21 protein-coding genes, 1 pseudogene and 1 riboswitch are annotated in these 22748 nt (G+C 45.3%); of the genes and pseudogenes, 15 read left to right on the top strand and 7 right to left on the bottom strand.

The annotated features are described in order from the left end of the window. Nucleotides 1-10: 10 nt before the first annotated feature. Entirely contained in the window at nucleotides 11-1300 is a 1290-nt protein-coding gene (locus tag NLX82_RS17635; RefSeq protein WP_071558293.1) for a DUF2515 family protein, read from the bottom strand. Nucleotides 1301-1537: 237 nt separating this feature from the next. On the opposite strand from NLX82_RS17635, the gene NLX82_RS17630 reads away from it, so the two are divergent. The 8 genes from NLX82_RS17630 (at nucleotide 1538) to NLX82_RS17595 (ending at nucleotide 9575) form a co-directional block, all read left to right on the top strand. After that, the gene (locus NLX82_RS17630; protein ID WP_028541427.1) at nucleotides 1538-1882 is read left to right on the top strand and encodes a thioredoxin family protein; all 345 of its coding nucleotides are present in this window, start codon (nucleotides 1538-1540) and stop codon (nucleotides 1880-1882) included. A 173-nt stretch (nucleotides 1883-2055) separates the two neighbouring features. Next, on the top strand, nucleotides 2056-2988 hold the full coding sequence (locus NLX82_RS17625) for a COX15/CtaA family protein (RefSeq protein ID WP_068941894.1): 933 nt from the start codon (nucleotides 2056-2058) through the stop codon (nucleotides 2986-2988). Between the two features lie 129 nt (nucleotides 2989-3117). Further along, nucleotides 3118-4884 (top strand): UbiD family decarboxylase, encoded by a 1767-nt coding sequence (locus tag NLX82_RS17620; protein ID WP_025723591.1) that lies wholly within the window; start codon nucleotides 3118-3120, stop codon nucleotides 4882-4884. 51 nt (nucleotides 4885-4935) lie between these two features. Further along, the gene (locus tag NLX82_RS17615; protein WP_071558294.1) at nucleotides 4936-5661 is read left to right on the top strand and encodes a Cthe_2314 family HEPN domain-containing protein; all 726 of its coding nucleotides are present in this window, start codon (nucleotides 4936-4938) and stop codon (nucleotides 5659-5661) included. A gap of 126 nt (nucleotides 5662-5787) precedes the next feature. Beyond that, nucleotides 5788-5927, top strand: a riboswitch (SAM riboswitch). A gap of 135 nt (nucleotides 5928-6062) precedes the next feature. Beyond that, nucleotides 6063-7085 carry a methionine ABC transporter ATP-binding protein gene (locus NLX82_RS17610; RefSeq protein ID WP_254348696.1) on the top strand — a complete coding sequence of 341 codons (1023 nt, stop codon included), beginning with the start codon at nucleotides 6063-6065 and terminating at the stop codon, nucleotides 7083-7085. Beyond that, nucleotides 7082-7750, top strand: coding sequence for a methionine ABC transporter permease (locus NLX82_RS17605; protein WP_023990182.1), 669 nt, complete (start codon nucleotides 7082-7084; stop codon nucleotides 7748-7750). Before NLX82_RS17610 ends, NLX82_RS17605 begins: the two co-directional genes overlap by 4 nt. 74 nt (nucleotides 7751-7824) lie before the next feature. Continuing rightward, nucleotides 7825-8667 (top strand): MetQ/NlpA family ABC transporter substrate-binding protein, encoded by an 843-nt coding sequence (locus NLX82_RS17600; RefSeq protein WP_220025986.1) that lies wholly within the window; start codon nucleotides 7825-7827, stop codon nucleotides 8665-8667. A 143-nt stretch (nucleotides 8668-8810) separates the two neighbouring features. After that, entirely contained in the window at nucleotides 8811-9575 is a 765-nt protein-coding gene (locus NLX82_RS17595) for an SDR family oxidoreductase (RefSeq protein WP_023990180.1), read from the top strand. A gap of 92 nt (nucleotides 9576-9667) precedes the next feature. On the opposite strand, the gene NLX82_RS17590 is transcribed toward NLX82_RS17595, so the two are convergent. Beyond that, entirely contained in the window at nucleotides 9668-9913 is a 246-nt protein-coding gene (locus tag NLX82_RS17590) for a NifU family protein (RefSeq protein ID WP_013311836.1), read from the bottom strand. Between the two features lie 87 nt (nucleotides 9914-10000). Between NLX82_RS17590 and NLX82_RS17585 the strand changes: the two genes are divergently transcribed. Next, nucleotides 10001-10258 carry a YuzB family protein gene (locus tag NLX82_RS17585; RefSeq protein WP_023990179.1) on the top strand — a complete coding sequence of 86 codons (258 nt, stop codon included), beginning with the start codon at nucleotides 10001-10003 and terminating at the stop codon, nucleotides 10256-10258. Between the two features lie 118 nt (nucleotides 10259-10376). Here NLX82_RS17585 and NLX82_RS17580 read toward each other — a convergent pair whose 3' ends face one another. Then, nucleotides 10377-11444 (bottom strand): NAD(P)/FAD-dependent oxidoreductase, encoded by a 1068-nt coding sequence (locus NLX82_RS17580; RefSeq protein ID WP_069080299.1) that lies wholly within the window; start codon nucleotides 11442-11444, stop codon nucleotides 10377-10379. Between the two features lie 204 nt (nucleotides 11445-11648). Continuing rightward, nucleotides 11649-12755: an aminofutalosine synthase MqnE gene (mqnE, locus tag NLX82_RS17575; RefSeq protein ID WP_254348695.1), complete on the bottom strand. Its 1107-nt coding sequence runs from the start codon at nucleotides 12753-12755 to the stop codon at nucleotides 11649-11651. Nucleotides 12756-13127: 372 nt separating this feature from the next. On the opposite strand from mqnE, the gene NLX82_RS17570 reads away from it, so the two are divergent. The 4 genes from NLX82_RS17570 (at nucleotide 13128) to NLX82_RS17555 (ending at nucleotide 17055) form a co-directional block, all read left to right on the top strand. Beyond that, nucleotides 13128-13487, top strand: a complete 360-nt coding sequence (locus tag NLX82_RS17570) for a HesB/IscA family protein (RefSeq protein ID WP_013311832.1) — start codon at nucleotides 13128-13130, stop codon at nucleotides 13485-13487. Between the two features lie 640 nt (nucleotides 13488-14127). Beyond that, a complete protein-coding gene (locus tag NLX82_RS17565) occupies nucleotides 14128-14493 on the top strand; it encodes a hypothetical protein (RefSeq protein WP_254348694.1) in 366 nt (121 codons plus the stop codon). A gap of 193 nt (nucleotides 14494-14686) precedes the next feature. Further along, a complete protein-coding gene (locus NLX82_RS17560; RefSeq protein WP_254348693.1) occupies nucleotides 14687-16261 on the top strand; it encodes a sigma-70 family RNA polymerase sigma factor in 1575 nt (524 codons plus the stop codon). Nucleotides 16262-16611: 350 nt separating this feature from the next. After that, on the top strand, nucleotides 16612-17055 hold the full coding sequence (locus NLX82_RS17555; RefSeq protein ID WP_049828413.1) for a ferritin-like domain-containing protein: 444 nt from the start codon (nucleotides 16612-16614) through the stop codon (nucleotides 17053-17055). Nucleotides 17056-17075: 20 nt separating this feature from the next. Here NLX82_RS17555 and NLX82_RS17550 read toward each other — a convergent pair whose 3' ends face one another. The 3 genes and pseudogenes from NLX82_RS17550 to NLX82_RS17540 form a co-directional block, all read right to left on the bottom strand. Continuing rightward, nucleotides 17076-17783: a DUF421 domain-containing protein gene (locus tag NLX82_RS17550; RefSeq protein ID WP_254348692.1), complete on the bottom strand. Its 708-nt coding sequence runs from the start codon at nucleotides 17781-17783 to the stop codon at nucleotides 17076-17078. Nucleotides 17784-17868: 85 nt separating this feature from the next. Continuing rightward, a pseudogene (locus NLX82_RS17545) lies at nucleotides 17869-17994 on the bottom strand (IS110 family RNA-guided transposase); the annotation flags it as partial. Nucleotides 17995-18143: 149 nt separating this feature from the next. Next, nucleotides 18144-19022, bottom strand: coding sequence for a LysR family transcriptional regulator (locus NLX82_RS17540; protein WP_254348691.1), 879 nt, complete (start codon nucleotides 19020-19022; stop codon nucleotides 18144-18146). A gap of 148 nt (nucleotides 19023-19170) precedes the next feature. Here NLX82_RS17540 and NLX82_RS17535 point away from each other — a divergent pair, with 148 nt between their 5' ends. Continuing rightward, nucleotides 19171-20088: a DMT family transporter gene (locus NLX82_RS17535; RefSeq protein ID WP_028541440.1), complete on the top strand. Its 918-nt coding sequence runs from the start codon at nucleotides 19171-19173 to the stop codon at nucleotides 20086-20088. Between the two features lie 643 nt (nucleotides 20089-20731). Further along, nucleotides 20732-22498, top strand: coding sequence for a cellulase family glycosylhydrolase (locus tag NLX82_RS17530; RefSeq protein WP_254348690.1), 1767 nt, complete (start codon nucleotides 20732-20734; stop codon nucleotides 22496-22498). The last annotated feature ends 250 nt before the right edge of the window (nucleotides 22499-22748 follow it).

Genomic DNA, 22748 nt, shown 5'->3' with positions numbered 1-22748 from the left:
CCCCAGTCTTTCAGTGGAAAGGTTGCAAGCTGTTATGGGCAACGTGGGCCATTGCTGTTTTTTGAATGCCATGACGATGCTCATGGCGCATGGCAAATAACAGCGGTCGCCTTGGTTCGCTGAGATGTCCAAGTGTGGAGCCGTCCTGAAACCAGTCATACCGGGGGATTGGATCATAAGCTGTATCGGACCAGACGGCGTTCAGCTCCGGACTGTACAGACGTTGTCCTGGCGGTAGCCATTCATGTGCTAAAAGCGTTGCACTTTCATCTAGAGAGTGCAGCGCTTTTTGTTCATTCGGTGTGAACAATCCGGGCCAATAGTCGCTGCGTGAACCTGTATGCGGCACACTGTTAGCGAATGCGGATACCTGGTCCAGCACCTGCTGATGGCCAAAGAGCATAGCATAGAGACTTTTGCCAAAGCCGATCCGCTCGTCCAAATGGCCGAAACGCTCCATTACTAGTCCAGCAAGTCCACCGTTCAGTCCAAGTGGAAATATAACCTGATTTAGCTGGAGCCAGTCATGCAAATAAAAGCCCGGCTTGTGTGTCACAAATTTTTGGAAATACGGATCTTTTACCACACGTCCTTCAATATAGTTTTGTTCATTAATGATGAGCGCCACAGTCAACAGAGAGCTATCCCGCCAAGCCCAGAAACGTTCCCAAAAGGGCTTCATGAATGGCGAAACGTGAAAATAAGGCAACAAATGAAAGCAACTTCGACCTAAATGACGGCTGTGCATGTAAAGTTGCAACTGCGGATAAGCGTCTTGAAAAATAAGGGCGTTACAGCGCTCCAGTAGCCGATACAGCCATTCCTTTTCCTGTTCACCGAACAGGTTGCCAATCAGTCCCCCTTTCAGATCGGTCATATTATAGCCGCCATTACGAGAAACCAGGTGGGCCAGTAATGCCCAGTGTAACTCCGGGTAGCCACGATAGCATTCAAGGTAAGCGGCAGTGCGGGTGACGTTGCTGCGATTCTCCTGTGCTGTATCGTTCTTGATCCTCTCCAGTAGCTCACAGTCTGTTTCGCATAAGGGCATATTCAGAGAAGAGGGACGCGTAGCGGGTCCGTTCACCAGCATTATCGCTTCAGCTTCATTCATAGCGGCCTGTGCCGTATGATAATCCCACGCTAGTTCACGCAAGGGGGAGCGTAATTTGCGGGATTCGGTCCAAGCCGCCCGTTTGCCCTCCCAAGCTTCCTCTGCAACACGGGGAACGGAACCCAGTAACTTTAGCCCTCCTTGAAGCTGTCGAGATGCTGTATGGAGCCATTCGGTAAGAGACATGACTAAATTAACCTCCTTTCCAACTGCAAGCATCCCCGTATCCTGCCAAGTATGTTGGGTATGCTGTTAGGATGTCGACGCTTATGTGGATTCTTAAGTATATCTTTAGTATGCCTCAATGAGAGGGCTTCCAATCGGCATGTGAGTAGAATGGGGTAGTGTGCAAAAGCTTCACTTGGCGTTACAATAGAAAGTGCAATCTTTTCAGCACAAAAAGAATTTAAGGAGGAATCATCCATGCAAAAAATCGTCTCTCATGAAGACTTTAATAAGGCAATATCCACTCCGGGCGTTACGGTGGCTGTGTTTAAGGCGGACTGGTGTAAGGATTGTCATTTCATCGATCCGTTCATGCCTGATGTGGAACAACAATATGCAGATAAGCTTACATTAATTGAGATTGATGTAGAACAGGCCGAAAGCGTCAGTCAAGAGCAAAATGTATTGGGGATTCCTAGCTTTATCGCTTACAGTGAAGGGCGAGAACTGGTACGTCTGGTGAACAGACTGCGCAAATCCCGCGAAGAGATTGAGCAATTTTTGGATCGGGCTGTTGAAGTCCACGCGAGCTTGGCAAAATAACATCAAGACATTCAGAAAGCCGCTTCCTTCTCAGGGGGCGGCTTTCTCACGGACACGTTCACATTTTGTCAACAAAGCTCGTATGTCAAGGAACGATATATCAGTTATAATTACTTTAAGTGATCATTTCACAACATATAAAGTGAATAAATATTATATTTGGAAGGATACGGGTGAATTCTTTGAATAACAAAATCAGAATATTAAAATGGCTGGCACTCGTAACATGTATTGTCATGTTTTTGGCTACCTTCGGTGGAGGTGTCGTGACGCGAACGGATTCTGGTCTCGGCTGTGGCCGGGAATTCCCGCTGTGCAATGGTAAGCTGGTTCCGGCACATACGATCGCATCCCTTATTGAGTTCTCTCATCGCTCCGTCAGTGCCATGGCCGGGATTCTTTCTATCGCCTCATTTGTTGGCTTTTTGCTGTTTATGAAGCATCGGAAGGATTTGCAGCTATTCTCGCTGCTCACGCTCATGTTTGTCATCATACAAGGTGCAATGGGGGCGTTGGCTGTCGTCTTCTCCCAATCGGCTGCAGTCATGGGACTGCATTTTGGCTTTGCGCTTATCGCCTTTGCCAGTGCAACTATGATGACGTTGGGGGCCTGGCAGGAGCATGCAGATTCACGCCACACCCCGCGTCTGATTCCTGGGCCTGTCAGTCGGGGCTTTCGTAACTTTATATGGTTATCGACGATCTATACCTATATTGCTGTCTATTCAGGGGCGTTGCTTAGTCACTCGGTCATCCAGAAGGTTGTAAATATTGGGGGCTTCATATCTCCACTGCTGCTTCATCAGATTTCAGCTGGTCTGCTGTTCGTCATTATCTTGGCTGTGGGTCACTACTCATACCGTTATCACCCGAATCACCGGGATATCCGTATATTGGGTGTCGTATCGGTCTTGTTAATCTTGCTTCAAGTGGTGATTGGAATTATCTTGTTGTACGTCAACAAACCTGAAATCTACATGTTTATCGTGCTGGGACATATGCTGGTGATTGCATCGTTGTTCTCGATTTTGGCTTATCTGAGCTACCGTGTATGGCAATTGTCACCGGACCGCAAGTTTGTTTCGACCCAAGCACAACGTACCTAAGCATTTCATGAATCGTAGTGAAGCGGATTTTTGCCCAAGAGGCGTTTTAACACGTATAATAGCATATAAGAAACAAACCAGGCCCGCGAGTTTCTCGAGGGCTTGATTTGCTTAGGAGGAGTCGTCCAGTTGATCTACCAGAATTTGCGCCAATTTATTGAAGCGCTGCGTAAAGAAAATCATCTTAAAATTATAGAGGCACCTGTCGATCCTTACCTGGAGCTGGCTGAGATTCATCGAAGAGTCATTGAGGAAGAAGGGCCGGCACTTCTGTTCACGAATGTAAAAGGAACCCCGTTTCCTGTAGCCAGTAATCTGTTTGGCACAAATCGCCGTGTGGACATGGCTTTTGGTCCGCGCCCAGAGCAACTGATGGATGCGATTGTAGGAGCGACCAAAACATTGTTTCCACCTACACCCAAAGCATTGTGGAATGAACGTGGCCTGATTAAGGACATGCTAAAAGTAGGGCTAAAAACAGTATCTCATAGCGAGGCCCCTGTATTGGGAGTTCGCCGTACAGAGGCTCCGCTGGCACCACTGCCTAAAGTGACCAGTTGGCATGAGGATGGAGGGCCGTTTATTACGCTTCCACTCGTGTATACTGAGAAGCCAGGTCAGCCCAAGGATCATAATTTGGGGATGTACCGCATTCAGATTTATGATGATCAGACGACGGGCATTCACTGGCAAATTCATAAAGGCGGCGGTTTTCATTATCATGAAGCGGAACTGCGTAATGAGCCATTGCCTACGACGATTATCATCGGTGGCCCGCCTGCCCTGATTGCGTCTGCCATTGCGCCAGCACCGGAAAACTTGCCTGAGCTGTTGCTGGCTTCGCTTATTATGGGAGGCAAGCTGCCCATGACAGAAGACCCGCTCGGGGGTCACCGGATTCCAGCAGAAGCAGAATTTGCAATCAGCGGTTATGTACCGCCTCATGAACGCCGTCCGGAAGGCCCGTTTGGTGATCATTTTGGCTATTACTCATTACAGCATGATTTCCCTGTATTTCATGTCAAACATATGCATCACCGCAAGGATGCCATTTATCCGGCAACCATTGTAGGTAAGCCTCGGCAAGAAGACTACTATCTCGGTGAGTTTTTGCAACGTCTGCTGTCGCCTGCCTATCCGCTTGTGATGCCTTCCGTCAAGTCCCTGTGGGCGTATGCGGAAACGGGCGTACATGCGCTGGCAGCGGCAGTCGTACGTGAAAGCTACTCCCGTGAAGCGCTTGTATCCGGTTTTACCATTTTGGGTCAAGGTCAATTATCGTTGACCAAGTTCCTGATGCTGACGGATCGAGTAATTGATTTATCTGACTTTAACCTACTGCTGGAAACCATTCTGGAGCGATTTAATCCAGCAAGGGATTTATTTATATTCAATCACACGTCACACGATACACTCGATTACACAGGCCGCAAGCTGAATCATGGCAGTAAGGCCATCCTGATGGGGATAGGTGAGCCTGTACGTGAATTGCCTCGTGCTTATGAGGGAGGCGATCTGCCGGGAATTCGTGAAATTGAGCCCTATTGCGGAGGTTGCCTCGTCGTATCGGGTGCGTCCTTTGAGCAGGAGCCTGAGCTGGCGGCACGTGTTTTGGAGCGATTAGCAGCGGGTGAGCAAGAGTGGCCACTCGTTTTCATTGTGGACGATGCCAAAGAAGTCGTTCGCTCTCAAGCCTCGTTCCTGTGGACGGTATTCACACGCTTTAACCCGGCTACGGATATGTACGCGGACAGCGAAGTGCGTTTGCATCATCTGAACTATAAGCTGCCGATTGTAGTGGATGCGCGTATGAAGCCAGGGTATCCGGATGAGGTGTTACCGCGTGAGGATATTGTGAAGCTTGTAGATCAACGATGGACGAGTTATTTCGCTTGACGCCCTAATTAAACCTACAGCCGGATTCTACATTTATAAGGAGGCGTAAGCATGATACGCAAGCTACTGGGTGAGCCACCACGTGTGAACAAAGGCATCCTGCTAGATGCCATGAATAGCATGTCAGCTATGTTGAACCTGCTGGAGCGGCAAATTCAGGCTGGTGGAGATCCGACCCACGATTTTCGGAAGGCGGATATTTTAACACGCGGCCTAATGTCATCTCTGGATGAACTGGAGCAGAGCCATCATGCTTCCGCCTTTTTCCGTATGAAAGTGAAAGCCGGATATGCTGAAGATATGAGTGAGAATGAAAAATCCGATTATGCATTATATGTTTTCTTTTATAAAGATGGGTTTGTTCGGGTATTCTCTATTTTAGATAAGCTGGGCAACTGGCTGAATGATCTGTATGATTTAAAAACAGGTCAGTATAAGGCGCATTATTCGTATTTTACCGTGTTGCGGCAGCTCAAGTATCTCAAAATGCATCCTGTATTGACCGATAATTTAATTGATATCAAGGATACTTACAACGATGCCATCAATCGGCTGCGTAAGCGTCGGAATACGGAGATACACTATATGAATACGGAAATGCAGGATGATCTCTGGCAACGACACCGAGCTTTGTATGGAAAAATCCAACTGGAGGACCTTGATCACCATTTGGAAGATTTGCAGCAGGGCTTGGAAATGGTATGTCGGTCGCTGTCAAACGCCTTTACTCATACTGCGAAACAATGGGAGAACCGGGCAGTACGCCCAAAAATATGATAGAAAATATCCTTTGACAAAGCAATGTAAACTATCTATACTGAAACCTAGTTTCAGAAGAATGCTTGAATTATGTTTTTTTTATATAAACTTAACGGACAGCTAAAGCTGGAGTTTAACATATTTTTCTTATCCAGAGAGGTGGAGGGACTGGCCCGATGAAGCCCGGCAACCCGTTCTTTCCCGGTGTAATACACTGGGAGGGAACATGATGGTGCTAATTCCTACAAAACCGCTAGAGTTATAGCGATTTTGGCAGATGAGAAAAGGTTCGCAAGGTGGGGCCCTTTTCTTTCTGTGAAAGGGGCTCTTTTTTGTATAAATAAATAGCGATTTTATACAATTCTGAGAGATGACAACTGGTTAAAGGGTAAGGAAGAAGTGAAGGGGGTCGCAGCACGTTGATAGAGCTTAAGCAGTTAACCAAGCATTATGGCAAAGGCAACCGACGCGTTAATGCGCTATCTGGGTTGAATCTTTCTATAAAGCGTGGAGAAATATTCGGAGTGATTGGTCACTCCGGGGCGGGGAAAAGTACATTGATCCGCTGTATTAATTTATTGGAACGCCCTACTTCAGGTGAAGTATGGGTAGACGGGGTAAACCTCGCTACTGTGAGTCAATCCCAGTTACAGAAGCAACGTCGAAAAATCGGAATGATTTTTCAGCATTTTAATTTGTTATCTTCGGCAACGGTGTATGACAATATTGCATTTCCTTTGCGGTTGGTAAACACTCCCAGGGAAAAGCTGGACATGAAAGTTCGTGAGCTGCTGGAACTGGTGGGTCTGGAAGAACACAGTGGAAAGTATCCGTCACAGCTCTCAGGTGGACAGAAACAGCGGGTAGGAATTGCACGGGCGCTGGCTAGTGATCCTCATGTATTGCTGTGTGACGAAGCGACTTCTGCGCTTGATCCGCAGACGACGGGGTCTATCCTGAAATTGCTGTTGGATATTAATCAGCGCTTTAATTTAACCATCGTGCTGATTACACATGAAATGCATGTCATTCAAAGTATTTGTGATCGAGTTGGCGTCATTCATCAGGGCGACATCGTGGAGCAAGGCCCAGTTGCGGAAGTATTTTTGAAGCCACAGCACCAGGTAACCAAGGACTTTATCCAACGGGAGTCAGAACATCCCGAGGAGTTGCAAGCAGCGATTGCGGCAGCAGGTGGCGGCGAGTCGGCGCGGGTGGTACGTATCTCCTTCTTGGGCAGTAAAACATATGATGCGATTCTATCGCGTACGGCCCGAAGCACTGGTGTTGATTTTGCGATCTTGCAGGGAACCATATCTACGATTAAAAATGTACCCTATGGACAGCTGATCGTTCGTTTTGAAGGAAACCATGAAGATATAGAGCATACGCTGCGCGAAGTGTCTGGGCAAGGACTTGATGTGGAGGTGATCGGACAATGAGCGAACTTGATTTTTCACAAGTGAGTTGGGATGAGCTAGGGAATTCTACTCTGGAAACCCTTCAGATGCTCGGAGCATCCGCATTGTTCACCCTCATTATTGGTTTGCCGCTTGGCATATTATTGTTTCTGGCGAGTCGCTCCTCGTTAACTCTGATGAAGGTGATATACATTGTATTATCATTCATCGTTAACATTTTACGTTCCGTACCATTTATCATTTTGATCGTTGCACTTATTCCTTTTACACGATCGCTGGTAGGTACCTCGACCGGGGTGCTTGGAACCATTCCGCCGTTGGTTATCGGGGCTGCCCCATTCTTCGCACGTCTTGTCGAAACGTCTCTGCGTGAAGTGGACAAGGGTGTCATTGAAGCCGCACAAGCGATGGGTGCCTCGACAGGACAAATTATCCGGCGTGTGCTGTTACGTGAGGCACTTCCGGGTCTGCTCGCTGCATTAACCATTACCGTCGTTACACTCGTATCCTACACGGCAATGTCCGGGATGATCGGGGGCGGTGGACTGGGTACACTGGCTATCAACTACGGCTATTATCGTTATGAAACGGCTGTCATGATCGTTGCGGTCGTGCTGATGGTCGTATTGGTACAATTGCTGCAAATGGCGGGAGATCGCCTCGTGCGGCATTATACTCGAAAATAGGGAAAACATATAGATATCCTTATTGATCAGGACGTCTGATCCTGAATATTACAAATTATTGGAGGGGTAATAACATGAAGAAATGGGTATTGGCTGTACTAAGCTTGACATTAATTGCGGTGCTGGCGGCTTGCGGTACAAAGAGCACAACATCGGATACAAACAATGCGAACCAAAATACAGGCGGATCACCACGTGAAGTGGAGCTGAAAGTTGGAGCTTCTCCTGTGCCGCATGCGGAAATTTTGGAAGCGATCAAACCTCAATTGGAAAAAGAAGGAATTCGTCTCCAAGTCGTTCAGTTTAACGACTATGTACAGCCGAACGTACAATTGTTTGACAAGCAACTGGATGCTAACTTCTTTCAACATGTACCTTACTTGGATGTGATGAACAAAGAGCGCAAAATGGATCTGGTTTCTGTGGGCGCAGTTCATTTGGAGCCATTCGGTATCTACTCCCAAAAATATAAAAAGCTTGATGAAATCCCTGATGGCGCAACTGTAGCCATTCCGAACGATGCGACAAACGGAGGCCGCGCATTGCTCTTGTTGGAGAAACAAGGTCTGATCAAGCTGAAAGACGCAAGCAACATTGAAGCTACGGTAAAAGATATTACTGAAAATAAGAAAAACCTGAAATTCAAGGAGCTTGAGGCGGCTATGCTGCCACGTCAGTTGCCTGAAGTGGATATTGCGTTGATCAACACGAACTACGCTCTGGAAGCGAAGCTGAATCCAACGAAGGATGCACTGGCACTGGAAGATAAAGATTCTCCTTATGCTAACGTTCTGGTAGCACGTCCTGATAATAAAGATTCCGAAGCGATTCAGAAGCTAATCAAAGCTTTGCAATCTCCAGAAACTAAAAAATTCATCGAAGATAAATACCAAGGCGCGATTATTCCAGCATTTTAAGCAGGGAACGAGAACGCATTGCACGCAAACCCCAGATTCTCTTGAACAAGAGGACTGGGGTTTCTTTTTGGATGGAGTTGTAGGGGAAGCTTAAATATTTTATACTTGGGGGTGACCGTTCTCTGTGAACAGGAGGAAAATTGTTGAGAGATAAAGTCGCATTCATAACCGGCAGTGCCAAAGGTTTAGGTAAAACGACCGCTTTGCGTCTGGCGGATGAAGGCTGTAATATTGCGCTAAATTATGTGCATAGCCAAGCAGAAGCCGAAGCGCTTAAGCGGGTGATTGAGTCTAAGGGAGTACGCTGCCTGTCTTTACAAGGGGATATCTCTGTTCAGGAAGATATCACGAGGCTGATTGGTGAAGTACAGGATCGGCTGGGCGGAGTCGATATTATGGTGAACAATGCCGGACCGTTCATCCGGGAACGCCGTCTGTTTGCGGATTACAGTGTGGCTGAGATTCATGCCATGATACAAGGAAATCTGGTCGGTACCATGTTGCTGGATCATTTGGTATTGCCCCACATGCGTAGCCAGCATTGGGGACGTATTATTCATTTTGGCTTTGGTCATGCTGGAGAAGCAAGGGCTTGGCCGCATCGTGCCGTCTACGCAGCCGCCAAGGTGGGGCTGGTGTCTTTTACGAAGTCACTGGCTGTGGAGGAAGCTCCTTATGGCATTACGGTCAATATGATCTGTCCAGGGGACATCCGAGGAGCAAATAAGGAAATGTCAATCGCCGATGTCATCGGCATGCAGGATAAAGAGACACCGCGTGGACGTCCGGGGAGCGGAGAGGACATTGCACGAGTGATCGCCTATTTATGTGAGGAGCATTCGGATTTTATAACAGGCAATATTATGGATGTATCGGGAGGTTTAGATCCCATTCGGCCAACCATATAAGCTTAAGTGATCCTTCAGACGCTGTAATACAAAAAAGAGTCTTGAGCTTCGTTACCGAAGTCAAGACTCTCATGATCATTATGCATCAAGCATTAGAATACTTGTACCACTTCTTGGACGCCGTCGACTTCTTCGAGAAGAGCGCGTTCAATCCCTGCTTTCAGCGTGATTGTGGAACTTGGGCAACTGCCGCAAGCGCCTACCAGCTTCAGCTTAACGATGCCGTCTTCAACGTCAACCAGCTCAACGTCGCCACCATCGCGTTGCAGGAACGGACGGAGCTTATCCAGTACATCTGCTACTTCGTCATACATTTGAACGCTTTGTGTTTCGCTCATTAGAATTCAACTCCTTTCCTATACCTTTATTATTATATTACAAAGCGGGCCAAATTAAAATGCCCGTCATCCAAAGCAGGTGAAAAAATGTTAAGGCCTATTATTGAGTTTTGCACCAGTAATATGCATTGGGGTACCGATGAAATCATGTCCAAGCTGGAGCAGAATCCAGATTATGATGTGATTGAATACGGATGCCTAAGCAATTGTGGTCAGTGCAACGCCGAACCCTATGCGATGGTCAACGGTGAGATTGTATCCGCAGATTCAGCAGAGCTTCTGTACGAAGTGATTATGAACAAAATTAAGGAAGCTGAAGCATGGGATAACCTAGATTTGGATTGAAATAGAATGGTCCGTTTAACCAGCTTCCTTTTGTATAGGAAATATACATCATCATACACTCAACAAACAAAGAAGACCTGCTCTGGGAGCGGGTCTTCTTTGTTTGTTGAGCATGCGGTTAGCCAAAATGGCGTTTGGACTTCCAGAGCACGCCGCTTTTAAGCAGGCGTGGTACTCGTCCGCGCAATGAGGTACTGCCCATAAAGCCATAGCCGAACCCGGCCTTCTTGCCAAGTGCGCCTAATGTACCGCGCAGCTTTAAAGGATGCGGATGAGGCGTTTGACCTTTCCACAGGTCGCGTACAATGTGTGCGATTTGCTCCCCTTGCACTTCTGCCGCCTGAGCGCTTGGAGAGTAGGGAAGGCTCGCACAGTCTCCGACCACATACACCTCAGGATGATCTGGTATTTGATAATACTCGTTGAGCACGATACGACCCTGAGGGTCTTTAGGGACGGCTAAATCCTGCACGATTTTTACCGGCTGAATCCCAGCCGTCCATACCACTGCATCCGTTACAATTTGCTCGTCACGGTTATAAATAGCCCCCGGCTCAATACGGGAAACCGCAACATGATTCAGCGCATTTACCTGATGCTCCTTGAACCAAGCATGTACATAGGCAGACAAACGTTGCGGGAATGCCGACAGCACCCGCTCGCCCCGATCCATAATGGTAATATTCAAATCCGTGCGGCTTTCACGTAACTCCGCAGCAATCTCAACACCGCTAAGACCGCCGCCTACAATATGAACATGTCCATATGGCTTGATTTCGTTCAAGCGCAGATAGGTTTGGCGAGTATGGTTAAATGACTGGATCGTACAGCTGTGTTCCTCAGCCCCTGGTGTATTGTGAAAGCGGTCGGTACAACCCAACGCAATGACAAGCTGGTCATAGGGCAAGGGTTCACCGTCTTGAAAATGGACAATCTTATTCTCCAGATCCATCGAGGTGACCTCTCCATATTTGCGAATAAGACGTTGTTCATCTGGAAAATGCACCCGCAAATCAAAATCAGAAACCGTACCTGCCGCTAGGGAATAGTACTCTGTTTTCAACCCCTGAAAGGGCATTCGATCCACTAAAATAACTTGAACATCGTCGGGAATGTGTTTATCCAGCAATTCTTTGGCAATGGTAAGGCCGCCATAGCCGCCCCCCAGAATAACGAAATTTTTCATCAAAATCCGCCTTCCTTTCGCTACCGTGTCCCCGGCAAATGGTCTGGTGTCTTATCGATCAAACACAAGTTTTTGTTGTTATAAAACCCGAGAATCGGGCCTGCCTTTGTCAGGCAGACCAGCGTATTCCGAGGCAGCATGATGCTGCATGGTGTGAGTAATGGGGATGAAATGCTCGCGGGAAATCTGAATCCGATATTACATTTATTCGAAAACTTCGATTTCGTTATAGAAGGTGTCCCGTTCTACAGGTATGCGTCCTGCACCTTTGACCAGCCAGATTAGCTCTTTACGGGTCAATCCGGTAGGGGTTAACGCACCTGCGGCATGGCTGATCTGCTCACGCACAATCGTGCCATGGACGTCTGATGCGCCAAAGGTGAGAGCGACCTGCGTCAATTGCGGGCCAATATTAATGAAGTAAGCTTTGACATGGTCGATATTGTCCAGCATCAGGCGGCTGATCGCAATGGTTTTGAGATCCTCGTAAGCGGAGTTACGACGCATGATGTTGGCGTTTTTGCTTTTCGGCTGCATGGACAGTGGAATAAATACCATAAATCCGTTCGTTTCGTCCTGCAATTCGCGAATTTGCAGCATATGTTCAATACGATCCTGATACGATTCGACCGAACCGTACAGCATAGTCGTATGAGTTTTCATGCCGAGATTGTGGGCCGTGCGATGTACTTCGAGATAGCGGTCCACGTTGGCTTTCGTAACACGCATCTTCTTCCGATATTCGTCGGACAAGATTTCCGCGCCACCACCAGTCAGGGATTGAAGTCCAGCCTTTTGCAGCTCCTGAAGCACTTCTTTAATACTCAAGCCGCTTATGCGTGTGAAAAAGTCAATTTCCGCTGCAGTGTAAGCTTTCAGTGTAACGTGGGGATACTTTTCATTCAGCGCCTTCAATGAGTCTACATAGTATTGGAAAGGCACATGATTATTATGACCACCGACGATATGAAATTCTCTTACCCCCGGATGGATGTGTTGCTCTACATAATCAATCATTTCCTGCCCGGACAACGTATAAGAGCCGTCCTCCCCCTGATCCTTGCGGAAATTGCAGAACGCGCAGCGCGCTTCGCATACATTGGTGAAGTACAGGCTCATGTTTTCGATAAAATAAACCTTTTTTCCGTTCTTGCGTAAATTAGCTTCGTTAGCCAACTGACCCAGTGTGAGGATATCGTCAGTTTCATACAAATATATACCGTCTTCAAGGTTTAAACGAATACCGTTCTGTACCTTTTCTACAATTTCCGCCATTCTGCGGTCTGTAAAAGGTGTAACTAATGTGGACATGCCTATTCCTCCTTCAAGTTGCTCTGTGCGAGGCTGTCCGCTAAATCAGCGGCACAAGCGCTAGGTGCGCACAGGATGTCCCGTTCCGTCGGTAAGAATCCGGCAGCGCGGATATACGATATGTGAAAAATGTTACAATGCCAGGCTACAATGATGAATGTCTCAAAATATCGCCTTTGAAATGACAAATTTCCGACAGTTTCTTTTACACACTCTTCACCTATTATAAACCTCACACCACCGGTGTTCAATACAAACGAATAGAAAAACAGGTCTTTAAGCCTGTAAGGGAAGGACATTCCATGACTTGAGCACCTGCTAATAGTGGAGTATACTGAAGGAGAACATGAAGTAAAAGAGGAGGATGGAGCTATGATTAACATCACCGATTCCGCTGCTGAGCGTTTGAAAGATATGCTGGAGCAGCAGGAAACGCCGAATATGTTTTTACGTCTGGGTGTTACGCCGGGTGGTTGCACTGGATTCTCGTATGCAATGGGCTTTGACGACAACGAGACGGATCAGGATATATATATGAACGTACAGGATATGAAGATTGTAGTGGAAAAGGAAAGCATCCGCTACCTGGACGGTCTGGAAATCGACTTTGAAGAGTCTGGAATGTCAGGCGGCTTCACGATTCATAACCCGAATGCCGTAGCTACATGCGGCTGTGGTTCAAGCTTCCGTACAGCTACGGATGCTGGGAAACCGAACGAAGAGCCTTGTTAAGATAGATAACGGGGATACAATGAAAATGGGTTGTCTGCAAACCTACACGATGGGGCGTTAACAATTCGAAAATGTAAATCAAGACCTCCAGAACGGTATAGTCACGTACTATATTCGCCCTGGAGGTCTTTTTAATGTGTTTAAGGACAACTTTACTTAAGATCATTATCACTACGTGTGGATTGGACAAATTTACTCAGGGCATTAAAAAAGGCAAATACAATTGTAAAAAGCAAGAGAGCTACGGGTTTAATTTCAATCTCAGAAAAAACACTATATAGAACTAAAAATGCAAAAAAGAGTACTGAGCTATTTACGTTTTGTTTTGTGTAAATAGATTTTATAAAATCCATTGTATCACTCTCCATTTTGATTATAAGAATTCAAACATATAGTATAAGTACCTCAATAACAAAATAGAAGTTAACTTGGTATATATACCATATTGCGATTGATTTTTGAGAGAGAATATATGCGAATGTATTTAATGTACGACTTCTTATACATAAATTACAGTATTGCATACAAACCTCCAGGACTTATCAAATAAAAAGTTCACATTGTTTAAATTAGAGTTTTACTTTATTAAAATTTCAAGTATAGGAACTAACAATTGAATTCTGAGGGAGTGAAAGTATATATGAGCAATCCAGTTGGCTTAAAAAGAGTTACCATGACATATGGACCTGATGATGACCCTCATATGTATGAATTATTTGAGGGAGTTCTGTATGATCGTAGCTATTTCTTTTATCTTGAACATGGGATATTGTGTCTGCGGCATGTACGAAAGGTAGATCAACTGGATCATCCACATCTATATGTGGATGGGGAAAGTGGGGGCCTCCAACTAACGAACAATGTACAGCGTGAGATTGTGGAGGTCGTTACAGAAATGATTGAGCGTTTGCGTAGTAAGGATGGATTGGCGTTTTTACTGGATGAACTGCTATGGCTACATGGTCGAAGTCATATTGAGCTTAACCTCGTGAAAAATAAAGGATGATATATTTCTGTTGAAAACCAACAGCCTGTAACTACATTATGCTTCTATTGAGAAGGAATCTGTTAATATGGTTGCTGTGTTCAGTGACGCTCTTTATCAATCATTTCATTTTTCCATCAACATGATTTGTAACCTTCCCCCACTGAGCCGGCACATAAGATTAAGAACACGAAAGAAAAGAGGCTAGGAACGTATGAGGGAGTGGGTTGAAAAGGCGCGGCTAGGGGATGCGGAAGCGTTCGGTCAGCTGATGCTGCATTTTCGCGGGATGGCCTATGCGGTGTCCTATGACATGCTGAAGGATGTTCATCTCGCGGAAGATGCCGTGCAGGATGCGTTCATAGAGGCTTATCAGAATCTGGAGAAGCTACAGAACCCGTCCGCTTTTCCAGGCTGGTTCAAGACCATTGTCGTAAGACAGTGCCAGCGGATGCTGCGGCGTAAGCATCATTCGATGCTTCCTCTGGATGAGGCTGTGCAGGTTTCCGGAGGAGTACTGGGTTTAGCAGAAATTGCGGAGCGTAGGGAGGAGAGCCAAGTTCTGCAACAATCGGTGAAGGCACTGTCTGCCAAGCTGCGCGTTCCTCTGCGATTGTTTTATTTTTACGGCTACTCTCTGCAGGAAATTTCCGATTATCTGGGCACTCCGGTCCCGACGCTTAAGAAGCGGCTGCACGATGCCCGCCGAAAGTTGAAAGGTACACTCCCGGTAGCCGACCTCGTTTCCGTGTTCAATCATTTGTATGAGGGAGGGCAAAACATGCTACATATTGTTAACGGTGATGTTGTAGGTGACATGTTGAAGCAGGGTGTTGTACAAGGTGACGTGCTTGTATGGAGAGAGGTATATCCGGCAGGACCGATATTTACAAATCCAGCGGGGGCTGAAGAACGGGTACTGCGGGCCCAGGTCCTGGAAGAAACGATGGGTATTCCGGCCAGCAAATATATTACGAGCTGTGAGGAACAAGAGCAGAAACTTCGTGAATTTATCAAGTATGATGAAGTCGTATTGTGGTTTGAGCATGACCTGTTTGATCAGAGCATGCTCGCCTATCTGCTCCACTGGTTCAAAAGACAGAAACTGGGCCGCACGAAGCTGAGCCTGCTCTGTATTGGGGAGTTTCCGGGAATCGAACGGTTTCATGGTCTGGGACAGCTCACTCCGGCACAGCTTCAAACATTATCCGGGACCTGGCGGACTATTGGGCGGCAAGAAATGGAGCTTGGAAGCGAGCTTTGGCAGGCGTATGCTTCTCCTGATCCTGTTCAAATGGCTAATCTGCTGGAAGACAAGAAGGCAGAATTGGCAGCATCCGGCCTGCCTTTTGCCTATGAAGCTTTCACAGCGCATCTCAAGCGGCTGCCCTCGGAGCAGAATGGTCTTGGCGTTGTGGAACAGACCACGCTTCAGGCCGTTCATAATGGAGTGAATACGCCATTGGAATTGTTTCGTCAGGTAACTGACGTCCTGCATGTGCTTGGGATGGGTGATCTCGAATACTGGAAATTTATTCGTGCTTTGGCGCAAGGCGAACATCCTTTGCTGATCATTGACGGGGATGAGGCCAGCTTGGATTTCAGACAAATTCCGGATTTTCTGAACCGAAAGGTAATCCTGACAGAGTTGGGTAAAGAGGTACTGAATGGATCAGCGGACCGTATTGCAGTTCAAGGGATCGACGAGTGGTTTGGGGGGCTACATCTCCATGGACATGAGGTTTCTTGGCGATGGGATGATTTGGCTGGTGGATTGGTCCGACATTGAAGAAAGTATAGAAGCAGATTGTTTAAAGTGCGAAAGAGTTTTCCGTTTATGGAAAACTCCTATTTATTTTTTTAGTAGACCATATTAAGACAAGAAAACCAGCTAATGTTTGTCAAGGAGTCCCTCGTCTATTTCTCTGTAGCTTATAGTAATAGATGCAGCACTTTCAACTGGGACACAAATTGTAATTGATTTTTTAGTGAGTTCTTCCCCGGTGTTAGCTATCATCAGTATATTTTCCTAATGTTAGGAACCGACATGGGCAGATGCGCATATATTTTTCTAAAAACTAACATCGGGAGGAGATAAACTTGTATCAAGTACCTTCTTACTGGGGAAATTCATACTATATGCGGGCCAATTTTGTACCTATCTGGAACACAGGATTTCCGAAAGCAGTACAAATGATAAAGGAAGCGGTACAAGGGGAGCGTAACGATGAGTTGTTCTACGATGAATTGATCAATTTGGCTCCCTCACAAGAGCAGGTGGCTATTATTGAAAGCATCCGTAACGATGAGCGCGGCCACAATAAAATGTTCAGAGAGATGTATCGGGCTTTGACAGGACAGGAAATTGCAGGCATCAGTAGTGAGCAATATGAGAGGGTGCAATCTTATACAGAAGGTTTACAGCGCGCCTTGATGGGGGAGTTGGGTGCGGTGGAACGATACCGCAACATCTGGTTTGGATTGCCTGCTGGCATCTATAAGGACACGGTGTACGGTATCATATTGGATGAGCTTAAGCACGCTGCCAAATACAATTATCTGATTACGTTGAATCTCAGGTAACTATTGATCGAAAGTCAATACTACTCCACATCAATTGGATGCTGGATTTTATCCTTATATTCATCCACATAGAGTTGGCCGTTGCTGCCTTTAACGGCATAGAATACGTCCTCTAACTTTTTGTCGCGTGCCTTCAGTTGAGACAGCAGCCATGATTCGGGAATATGATTGGAGTTTAAATTGCCATGTAAAAGCTGTCCGTCGATTACAAGCTCAATTGGGAACTGTGTGGCATTACCTGCATTCAACTGCAGGTCTTTTAATGTCACGGCTTGCAGTTCCTTTTTCTTTTGAACAGATAGTTTTCCGTTAATCTCAAGGAGGGCGTACTCCACTTCTTCTATATTAAAAATTTCTTTCTGGCGAAGCTGTTGATTTAAAGAATCTAATGTCATATTATTTTTTTTTAAGTTATCTTCGAGAATGAACCCTCCTTCTATGAGCACGGTGGGTGCTCCCTCTGTCCACATCTTAAAGTTTCTGAATTTCAAAAAAAACTTGGATAAAACATAAGAAGTAATTGTAAAAACAGACAGGGCTATTAATAGGTGGACAACTTCTATTTTTTCGTTAAAGGCAAAGTTGGCTGCTATAGCCCCTAATATGACCGCCGTCACGAATTCGTGAAAGTTCATATTGGAGAGGGTTTGCTTCCCCAATATTCTACCAATTAGCATGAGGATAACGAATGCAGAGAAACTTCTGATCAAAATAACGAGATGTTCCATGCAAAACCCTCCTAGTTTAAAAATTGCAGGTGTTCAGTATAGGTTACCCGCTGCACTAGAATAATATACCAGTGGAATTAATGCATTATATGTGATGTATAAGCTTGTTGGCGCAGGCGATCCCAGCTACCTTGTAAGGCTTGCCTTCTTTCTTTTTCTTTTCTTATATGATATAGACCTTTAATTTTTGATTTGCTCTTTGTCGTAGTCCAGCATAGGCAACCAATTGTTTCGGCCCCACGGATTGTTTCCATCTTTCCCTAAAACCACCTGAAATGGGTTAGAAATTTAGCTATTTGGTCGAATGATTTGATTTCTCTGCATATGAATAGACCTCCTTATGATCATGATCCAATGCTTCTACTGCTTCGAATCCGTAAATAGCTCCTGCGCGGTTCGCACAAATAACTGTACAGCAAGTGAAGCATTATGCAGGGATGGTACAGCGATACCGATTTGGCGTGTGATCAGAGGTGAAGTCTCCTTGACGGTCAGATTATGAGGGAACGTGGACAAGGCAAGTGAAGAAACAATACCCATACCTAGTCCCTGTCGAACCATGCTGACCAAGGTGCTGATATTATGAGTAATGAACTGTGCCTGCAACTGACTTTGCTCGCGTTCAAAACCTTCCATAATGGCGACCTCATGTCCACCTTTACAAAAGATCATATCCTGCTGATTCAAGTCTCGAATGGCGATTTTATTGTGCGATTGCAAAGGGTGACCGTCTGGCAGGAGAATAACCATGTCATCCTGACATAATGGGATTACATCTACCTGAGGGTCTGGCAACAGGATGATACCCGCCTCGATTTCTCTGGTATGCACCCACTCCTTGACTTCATTCGTGGAGCCTTCATGTAGATCGAAAACAAGGTTCGGATAATGCTGACGAATATGATGAATAATCGGGGGCAGAAAATAGGCTGAGGCAGAAGGAAAGGCACCGATCGTGATCGTGCCCACGTCTAGACCTTTTTCAGCAGCCACCTGCTGCTGTACCTTTTCCATGCTTTGCAGCATCATGCGGAATTGCAGCAGTACCTTGTGCCCGATATCGGTCAGCAGCACTCCTTTTTTTCGGTCGCGCAGCAATAGCTGGACATCCAGCTCGTTTTCGATGCTGGCGATGGCATGGCTGACCGCGGGCTGCGTCATATGCAGCTCATGGGCAGTTTGGGTGAAGCTTAGCGTTTCAGCTACGCGAACGAAGATCATAATTTGAGTAATGGTCATAAGTGAAAAGTTATCTCCCTTATTGAAAACATTCATTTTATTTATTAGTGATCACAGTATACGCTAGTAAAGCAAAACTTTGCAAACGGCTATTCAGATTTTAGTCGGTAGCAATGAGCGATGAAAATCTAAGGGAGAGAAGACATCTATGAAAAAATTAACACCTAAAGCTACACTGTGGCTTGTCTTGATATTAGTGATGGTATGGGGGATCAACTGGCCGTTGACCAAGCTGGCTTTGCCAGATACACCGCCGATATTTTTTTCAGGAATCCGTACCCTACTGGGTGGTGTGATTCTGCTATTGTTCGCTATGCGTCACCGGGAAACCTTGCGCTTTAGACAGAATGCGTGGACTTATCTTGTGCTGGCCATATTTAATATTGCAGGCTACTATGGCTTGCAGACGGTAGGGCTACGTTATTTGCCTGCTGGGTTATTTTCCACTTTAGTGTTCCTTCAGCCGATCTTGTTGGGATTATTCTCTTGGATGTGGTTGGGGGAGCGTATGTTTCCCCTGAAGGTCATTGGACTGGTACTGGGTTTTGGCGGGGTGATCGTGATTAGCTCTGGTGGGATGGCAGGGCATTTGTCGGTACTGGGCATTGTGTTGGGACTAGCTTCAGGACTGTGCTGGGCGCTTGGAACGATTTATATGAAGAAAAAAAGCAATCAATTGGACTCCATTTGGGCGGTGACGATGCAGCTCATTTTTGGGGGGATCATACTCAATGGGATTGGATTTACGACCGAGAAATGGAGCGATATTCACTGGACTACCTCCTTTATCGCGATTTTATTGTTTATTTCGATATTCGTGATTGCGATGGGCTGGATGATTTATTTTAAACTGATCGATAACGGAGATGCAGGAACCGTCGGCTCCTATACGTTTATGATACCGGTGTTGTCCACGGTCTTTAGTATGGTAATGCTCAAGGAATCACTTACTTTGACGTTTGTTGTGGGACTGGTGCTGATTGCAGGCAGTGTGTATCTGGTAAATATTAAAGAAAGAATAGAGTTATCCACCAAGTATCAGAACGGTGAGACATTTGAGGATTAACGGGGGGCGATGGATCAAGAAGAACTTCAATAACTTCTTTCATGCACGCATATTGGAAGCACCAATATAGCGTGCTTTTTTTGACTATGATTTTCAAAGAGGTTTGTCGTACCAAATTAGCTAACAAGATGTACTGTTATAAAAAACATTAAACTAACAAAATTACGTTAAAGGTTTTTTGTTTTTTTTTCTAGTTTTCGTTCTTATGTAAAGAATTCAATGAATATAATATTTTAGAGCAAAAAAAGAGGTGATAAAAGAAACGTGATACTCAATATCACTAATTTGTTATGTTTATAGGATGTTTGTTTTTTTATAATGATTGTATTTTACGTATTTTTGTTATGCTAACAATTGACATTTAGTATAACGTAAACTAGAATGAGTAAGAATTCATTTCCCAATCACATAATTAGTTTGGAATAATTGAAAGCGTTTACCTAATATTAGGATAGAGCTCTTTTGGTTCTTTTTTCTTTTCCGAATTATGGCCGGGAGGGAGAGATCATAGTACGTGCCTAAGGGATGGAAATTTGAATATATAAGCTAAGGGAGAGGTGTATGTTGAGATGCGGTTAAATAGAAATGTTGGAAACTTCGAGCAAACGGTGAATTGTAACGCTGGTTACCTGGAGGGTATAAAATGAAGAAATTATTGTCGTGTTTGATCTCGTTAGGAATGCTTGTTTATATATTGCCGACCACTATTGTAAGCGCTAACAATGATGGAGTTACTAATCTAGCGCTTGATTCAACACCGTCTGCCCAATCGGATATTATTTCAGATGCTGTTTACAAAATTACTGCACAGCATAGCGGAAAAAGCCTGGAAGTTGAAGGGGGATCAAAGGATGACGGAGCGAATGTTCAACAATGGACCGATAACGGAAAGGAGCAACAGAAGTGGAGAGTGGTTGACGTTGGTGGTGGATATTATAAGCTGATCTCGCAATCTAGTGGCAAAGCATTGGATGTAGCCGGTGGTAATACCCATGACGGAGCGAACGTTCAACAATGGACAGACAACGGGAACGCTCAGCAAAAATGGAAAATCATTGACGTTGGTGGTGGATATTATAAGCTGATCTCGCAATCTAGTGGTAAAGCATTGGATGTTGTCGGTGGTTATACCCATGACGGTGCAAACGTTCAACAATGGGCCGACAACGGTAGCGCTCAGCAAAGGTGGAGATTCACGCAGATTGATACGACAACAGATACGACACCACCAACCGCCCCAACAAACCTCCAAAGCTCATCCAAGACGAGCACATCTGTCACTCTTACATGGACGACCTCAATAGACAATGTAGGTGTAACTGGCTACGTTATTTATAACGGAACAGATCTGGTAGGCACGAGCACCACAACAAGTTATACAGTGACGGGTCTCACTGCGAACACATCCTACAACTTCACTGTAAAAGCGAAAGATGCAGCAGGCAATATTTCGGAACCAAGTAATGTCTTAAAAGTAACAACAAGTTCCGACTCCTCTCAAAATACAGGATTTTATGTTAAAGGTACGACGCTTTATGATGGCAACGGAAATCCCTTTGTCATGAGAGGAGTTAATCACGCTTACACTTGGTACAAAGGTCAAGAGTCGGTTGCGATACCTGCAATTGCCAAAACCGGAGCGAACACGATTAGAATCGTGCTGTCTGACGGTCAACAATGGACGAAAGATGATTTGTCAGCGTTGCAAAACCTGATCACTTTATCAGAACAAAACAAATTGGTTGTTATCCTTGAAGTACATGATGGTACGGGAAATGATAATGCTGCTGTGTTGAATAAAATCGCAGATTACTGGATTGAAATGAAAAGTGCACTGATTGGAAAAGAAAATACAGTCATTCTCAACATCGCGAATGAATGGTTTGGTACTTGGGATGGGAACGGCTGGGCACAGGGGTATAAATCAGTTATTCCAAAGCTAAGAAATGCTGGCATCAAAAATACCATTATGGTTGACGCCGCTGGGTGGGGGCAATATCCGAAGTCGATTTTTGACTACGGAACGCAAGTGTTTGATACCGATCCGCTTAAAAATACGATGTTCTCCATTCATATGTACGAATACGCTGGGGGAAATGCCGAAACAGTAAAAAGCAATATTGACAATGTATTAAACAAAAATCTAGCTCTCATCATTGGAGAATTCGGAATCAAGCATACAAATGGTGATGTTGACGAGGCCACCATTATGAGTTATGCCCAACAAAAAGGTGTAGGTTATCTCGGATGGTCTTGGAAAGGAAATGGATCAGGTCTAGAATATTTGGATATGTCAAACGACTGGGCAGGATCGAGCTATACTGAACAAGGACGTGCCATTATTGAAGGTCCGAATGGCATCAGAGCAACATCCAAGTTAAGCACGATTTATAGCAACGGTAAACAGTAAAAGATTCATATTGTTTTAGTAACGGCCTTTTCTCGAAATTCTAATGGGAAAGGTCGTTTAGTTTGTTCTGGAATCGTAAGCAAAAGCATGTACAAATACATAGGAGCAAGGAATAGGAAAAATATACTAGAATATCAAAGGAGGTCATAGTAAAATATGACTATAAGTCTGTTGAGTTAGTGAAAATGACGGTTCAAAATTATCCGCTTGGTAAGCGGGAAGGTGGCACTTTCAAACTCACCAGTCAGCA

This window comes from Paenibacillus sp. A3M_27_13, assembly GCF_024213315.1.
Classification (GTDB): Bacteria; Bacillota; Bacilli; order Paenibacillales; family Paenibacillaceae; genus Paenibacillus; species Paenibacillus polymyxa_B.
Note: the sequence above shows the minus strand (reverse complement) of the source record. Positions and strands in the feature narration are given on the sequence as shown.

Excerpts from the sequence above, each read along its gene's own strand:
- NLX82_RS17635 (WP_071558293.1), bottom strand. The coding sequence starts at position 1,300 with ATGTCTCTTACCGAATGGCTCCATACAGCATCTCGACAGCTTCAAGGA.
- NLX82_RS17630 (WP_028541427.1), top strand. The coding sequence starts at position 1,538 with ATGCAAAAAATCGTCTCTCATGAAGACTTTAATAAGGCAATATCCACT.
- NLX82_RS17615 (WP_071558294.1), top strand. The coding sequence starts at position 4,936 with ATGATACGCAAGCTACTGGGTGAGCCACCACGTGTGAACAAAGGCATC.
- NLX82_RS17605 (WP_023990182.1), top strand. The coding sequence starts at position 7,082 with ATGAGCGAACTTGATTTTTCACAAGTGAGTTGGGATGAGCTAGGGAAT.
- NLX82_RS17600 (WP_220025986.1), top strand. The coding sequence starts at position 7,825 with ATGAAGAAATGGGTATTGGCTGTACTAAGCTTGACATTAATTGCGGTG.
- NLX82_RS17590 (WP_013311836.1), bottom strand. The coding sequence starts at position 9,913 with ATGAGCGAAACACAAAGCGTTCAAATGTATGACGAAGTAGCAGATGTA.
- NLX82_RS17585 (WP_023990179.1), top strand. The coding sequence starts at position 10,001 with ATGTTAAGGCCTATTATTGAGTTTTGCACCAGTAATATGCATTGGGGT.
- NLX82_RS17580 (WP_069080299.1), bottom strand. The coding sequence starts at position 11,444 with ATGAAAAATTTCGTTATTCTGGGGGGCGGCTATGGCGGCCTTACCATT.
- mqnE (WP_254348695.1), bottom strand. The coding sequence starts at position 12,755 with ATGTCCACATTAGTTACACCTTTTACAGACCGCAGAATGGCGGAAATT.
- NLX82_RS17570 (WP_013311832.1), top strand. The coding sequence starts at position 13,128 with ATGATTAACATCACCGATTCCGCTGCTGAGCGTTTGAAAGATATGCTG.
- NLX82_RS17565 (WP_254348694.1), top strand. The coding sequence starts at position 14,128 with ATGAGCAATCCAGTTGGCTTAAAAAGAGTTACCATGACATATGGACCT.
- NLX82_RS17560 (WP_254348693.1), top strand. The coding sequence starts at position 14,687 with ATGAGGGAGTGGGTTGAAAAGGCGCGGCTAGGGGATGCGGAAGCGTTC.
- NLX82_RS17555 (WP_049828413.1), top strand. The coding sequence starts at position 16,612 with ATGCGGGCCAATTTTGTACCTATCTGGAACACAGGATTTCCGAAAGCA.
- NLX82_RS17550 (WP_254348692.1), bottom strand. The coding sequence starts at position 17,783 with ATGGAACATCTCGTTATTTTGATCAGAAGTTTCTCTGCATTCGTTATC.
- NLX82_RS17540 (WP_254348691.1), bottom strand. The coding sequence starts at position 19,022 with ATGACCATTACTCAAATTATGATCTTCGTTCGCGTAGCTGAAACGCTA.
- NLX82_RS17535 (WP_028541440.1), top strand. The coding sequence starts at position 19,171 with ATGAAAAAATTAACACCTAAAGCTACACTGTGGCTTGTCTTGATATTA.
- NLX82_RS17530 (WP_254348690.1), top strand. The coding sequence starts at position 20,732 with ATGAAGAAATTATTGTCGTGTTTGATCTCGTTAGGAATGCTTGTTTAT.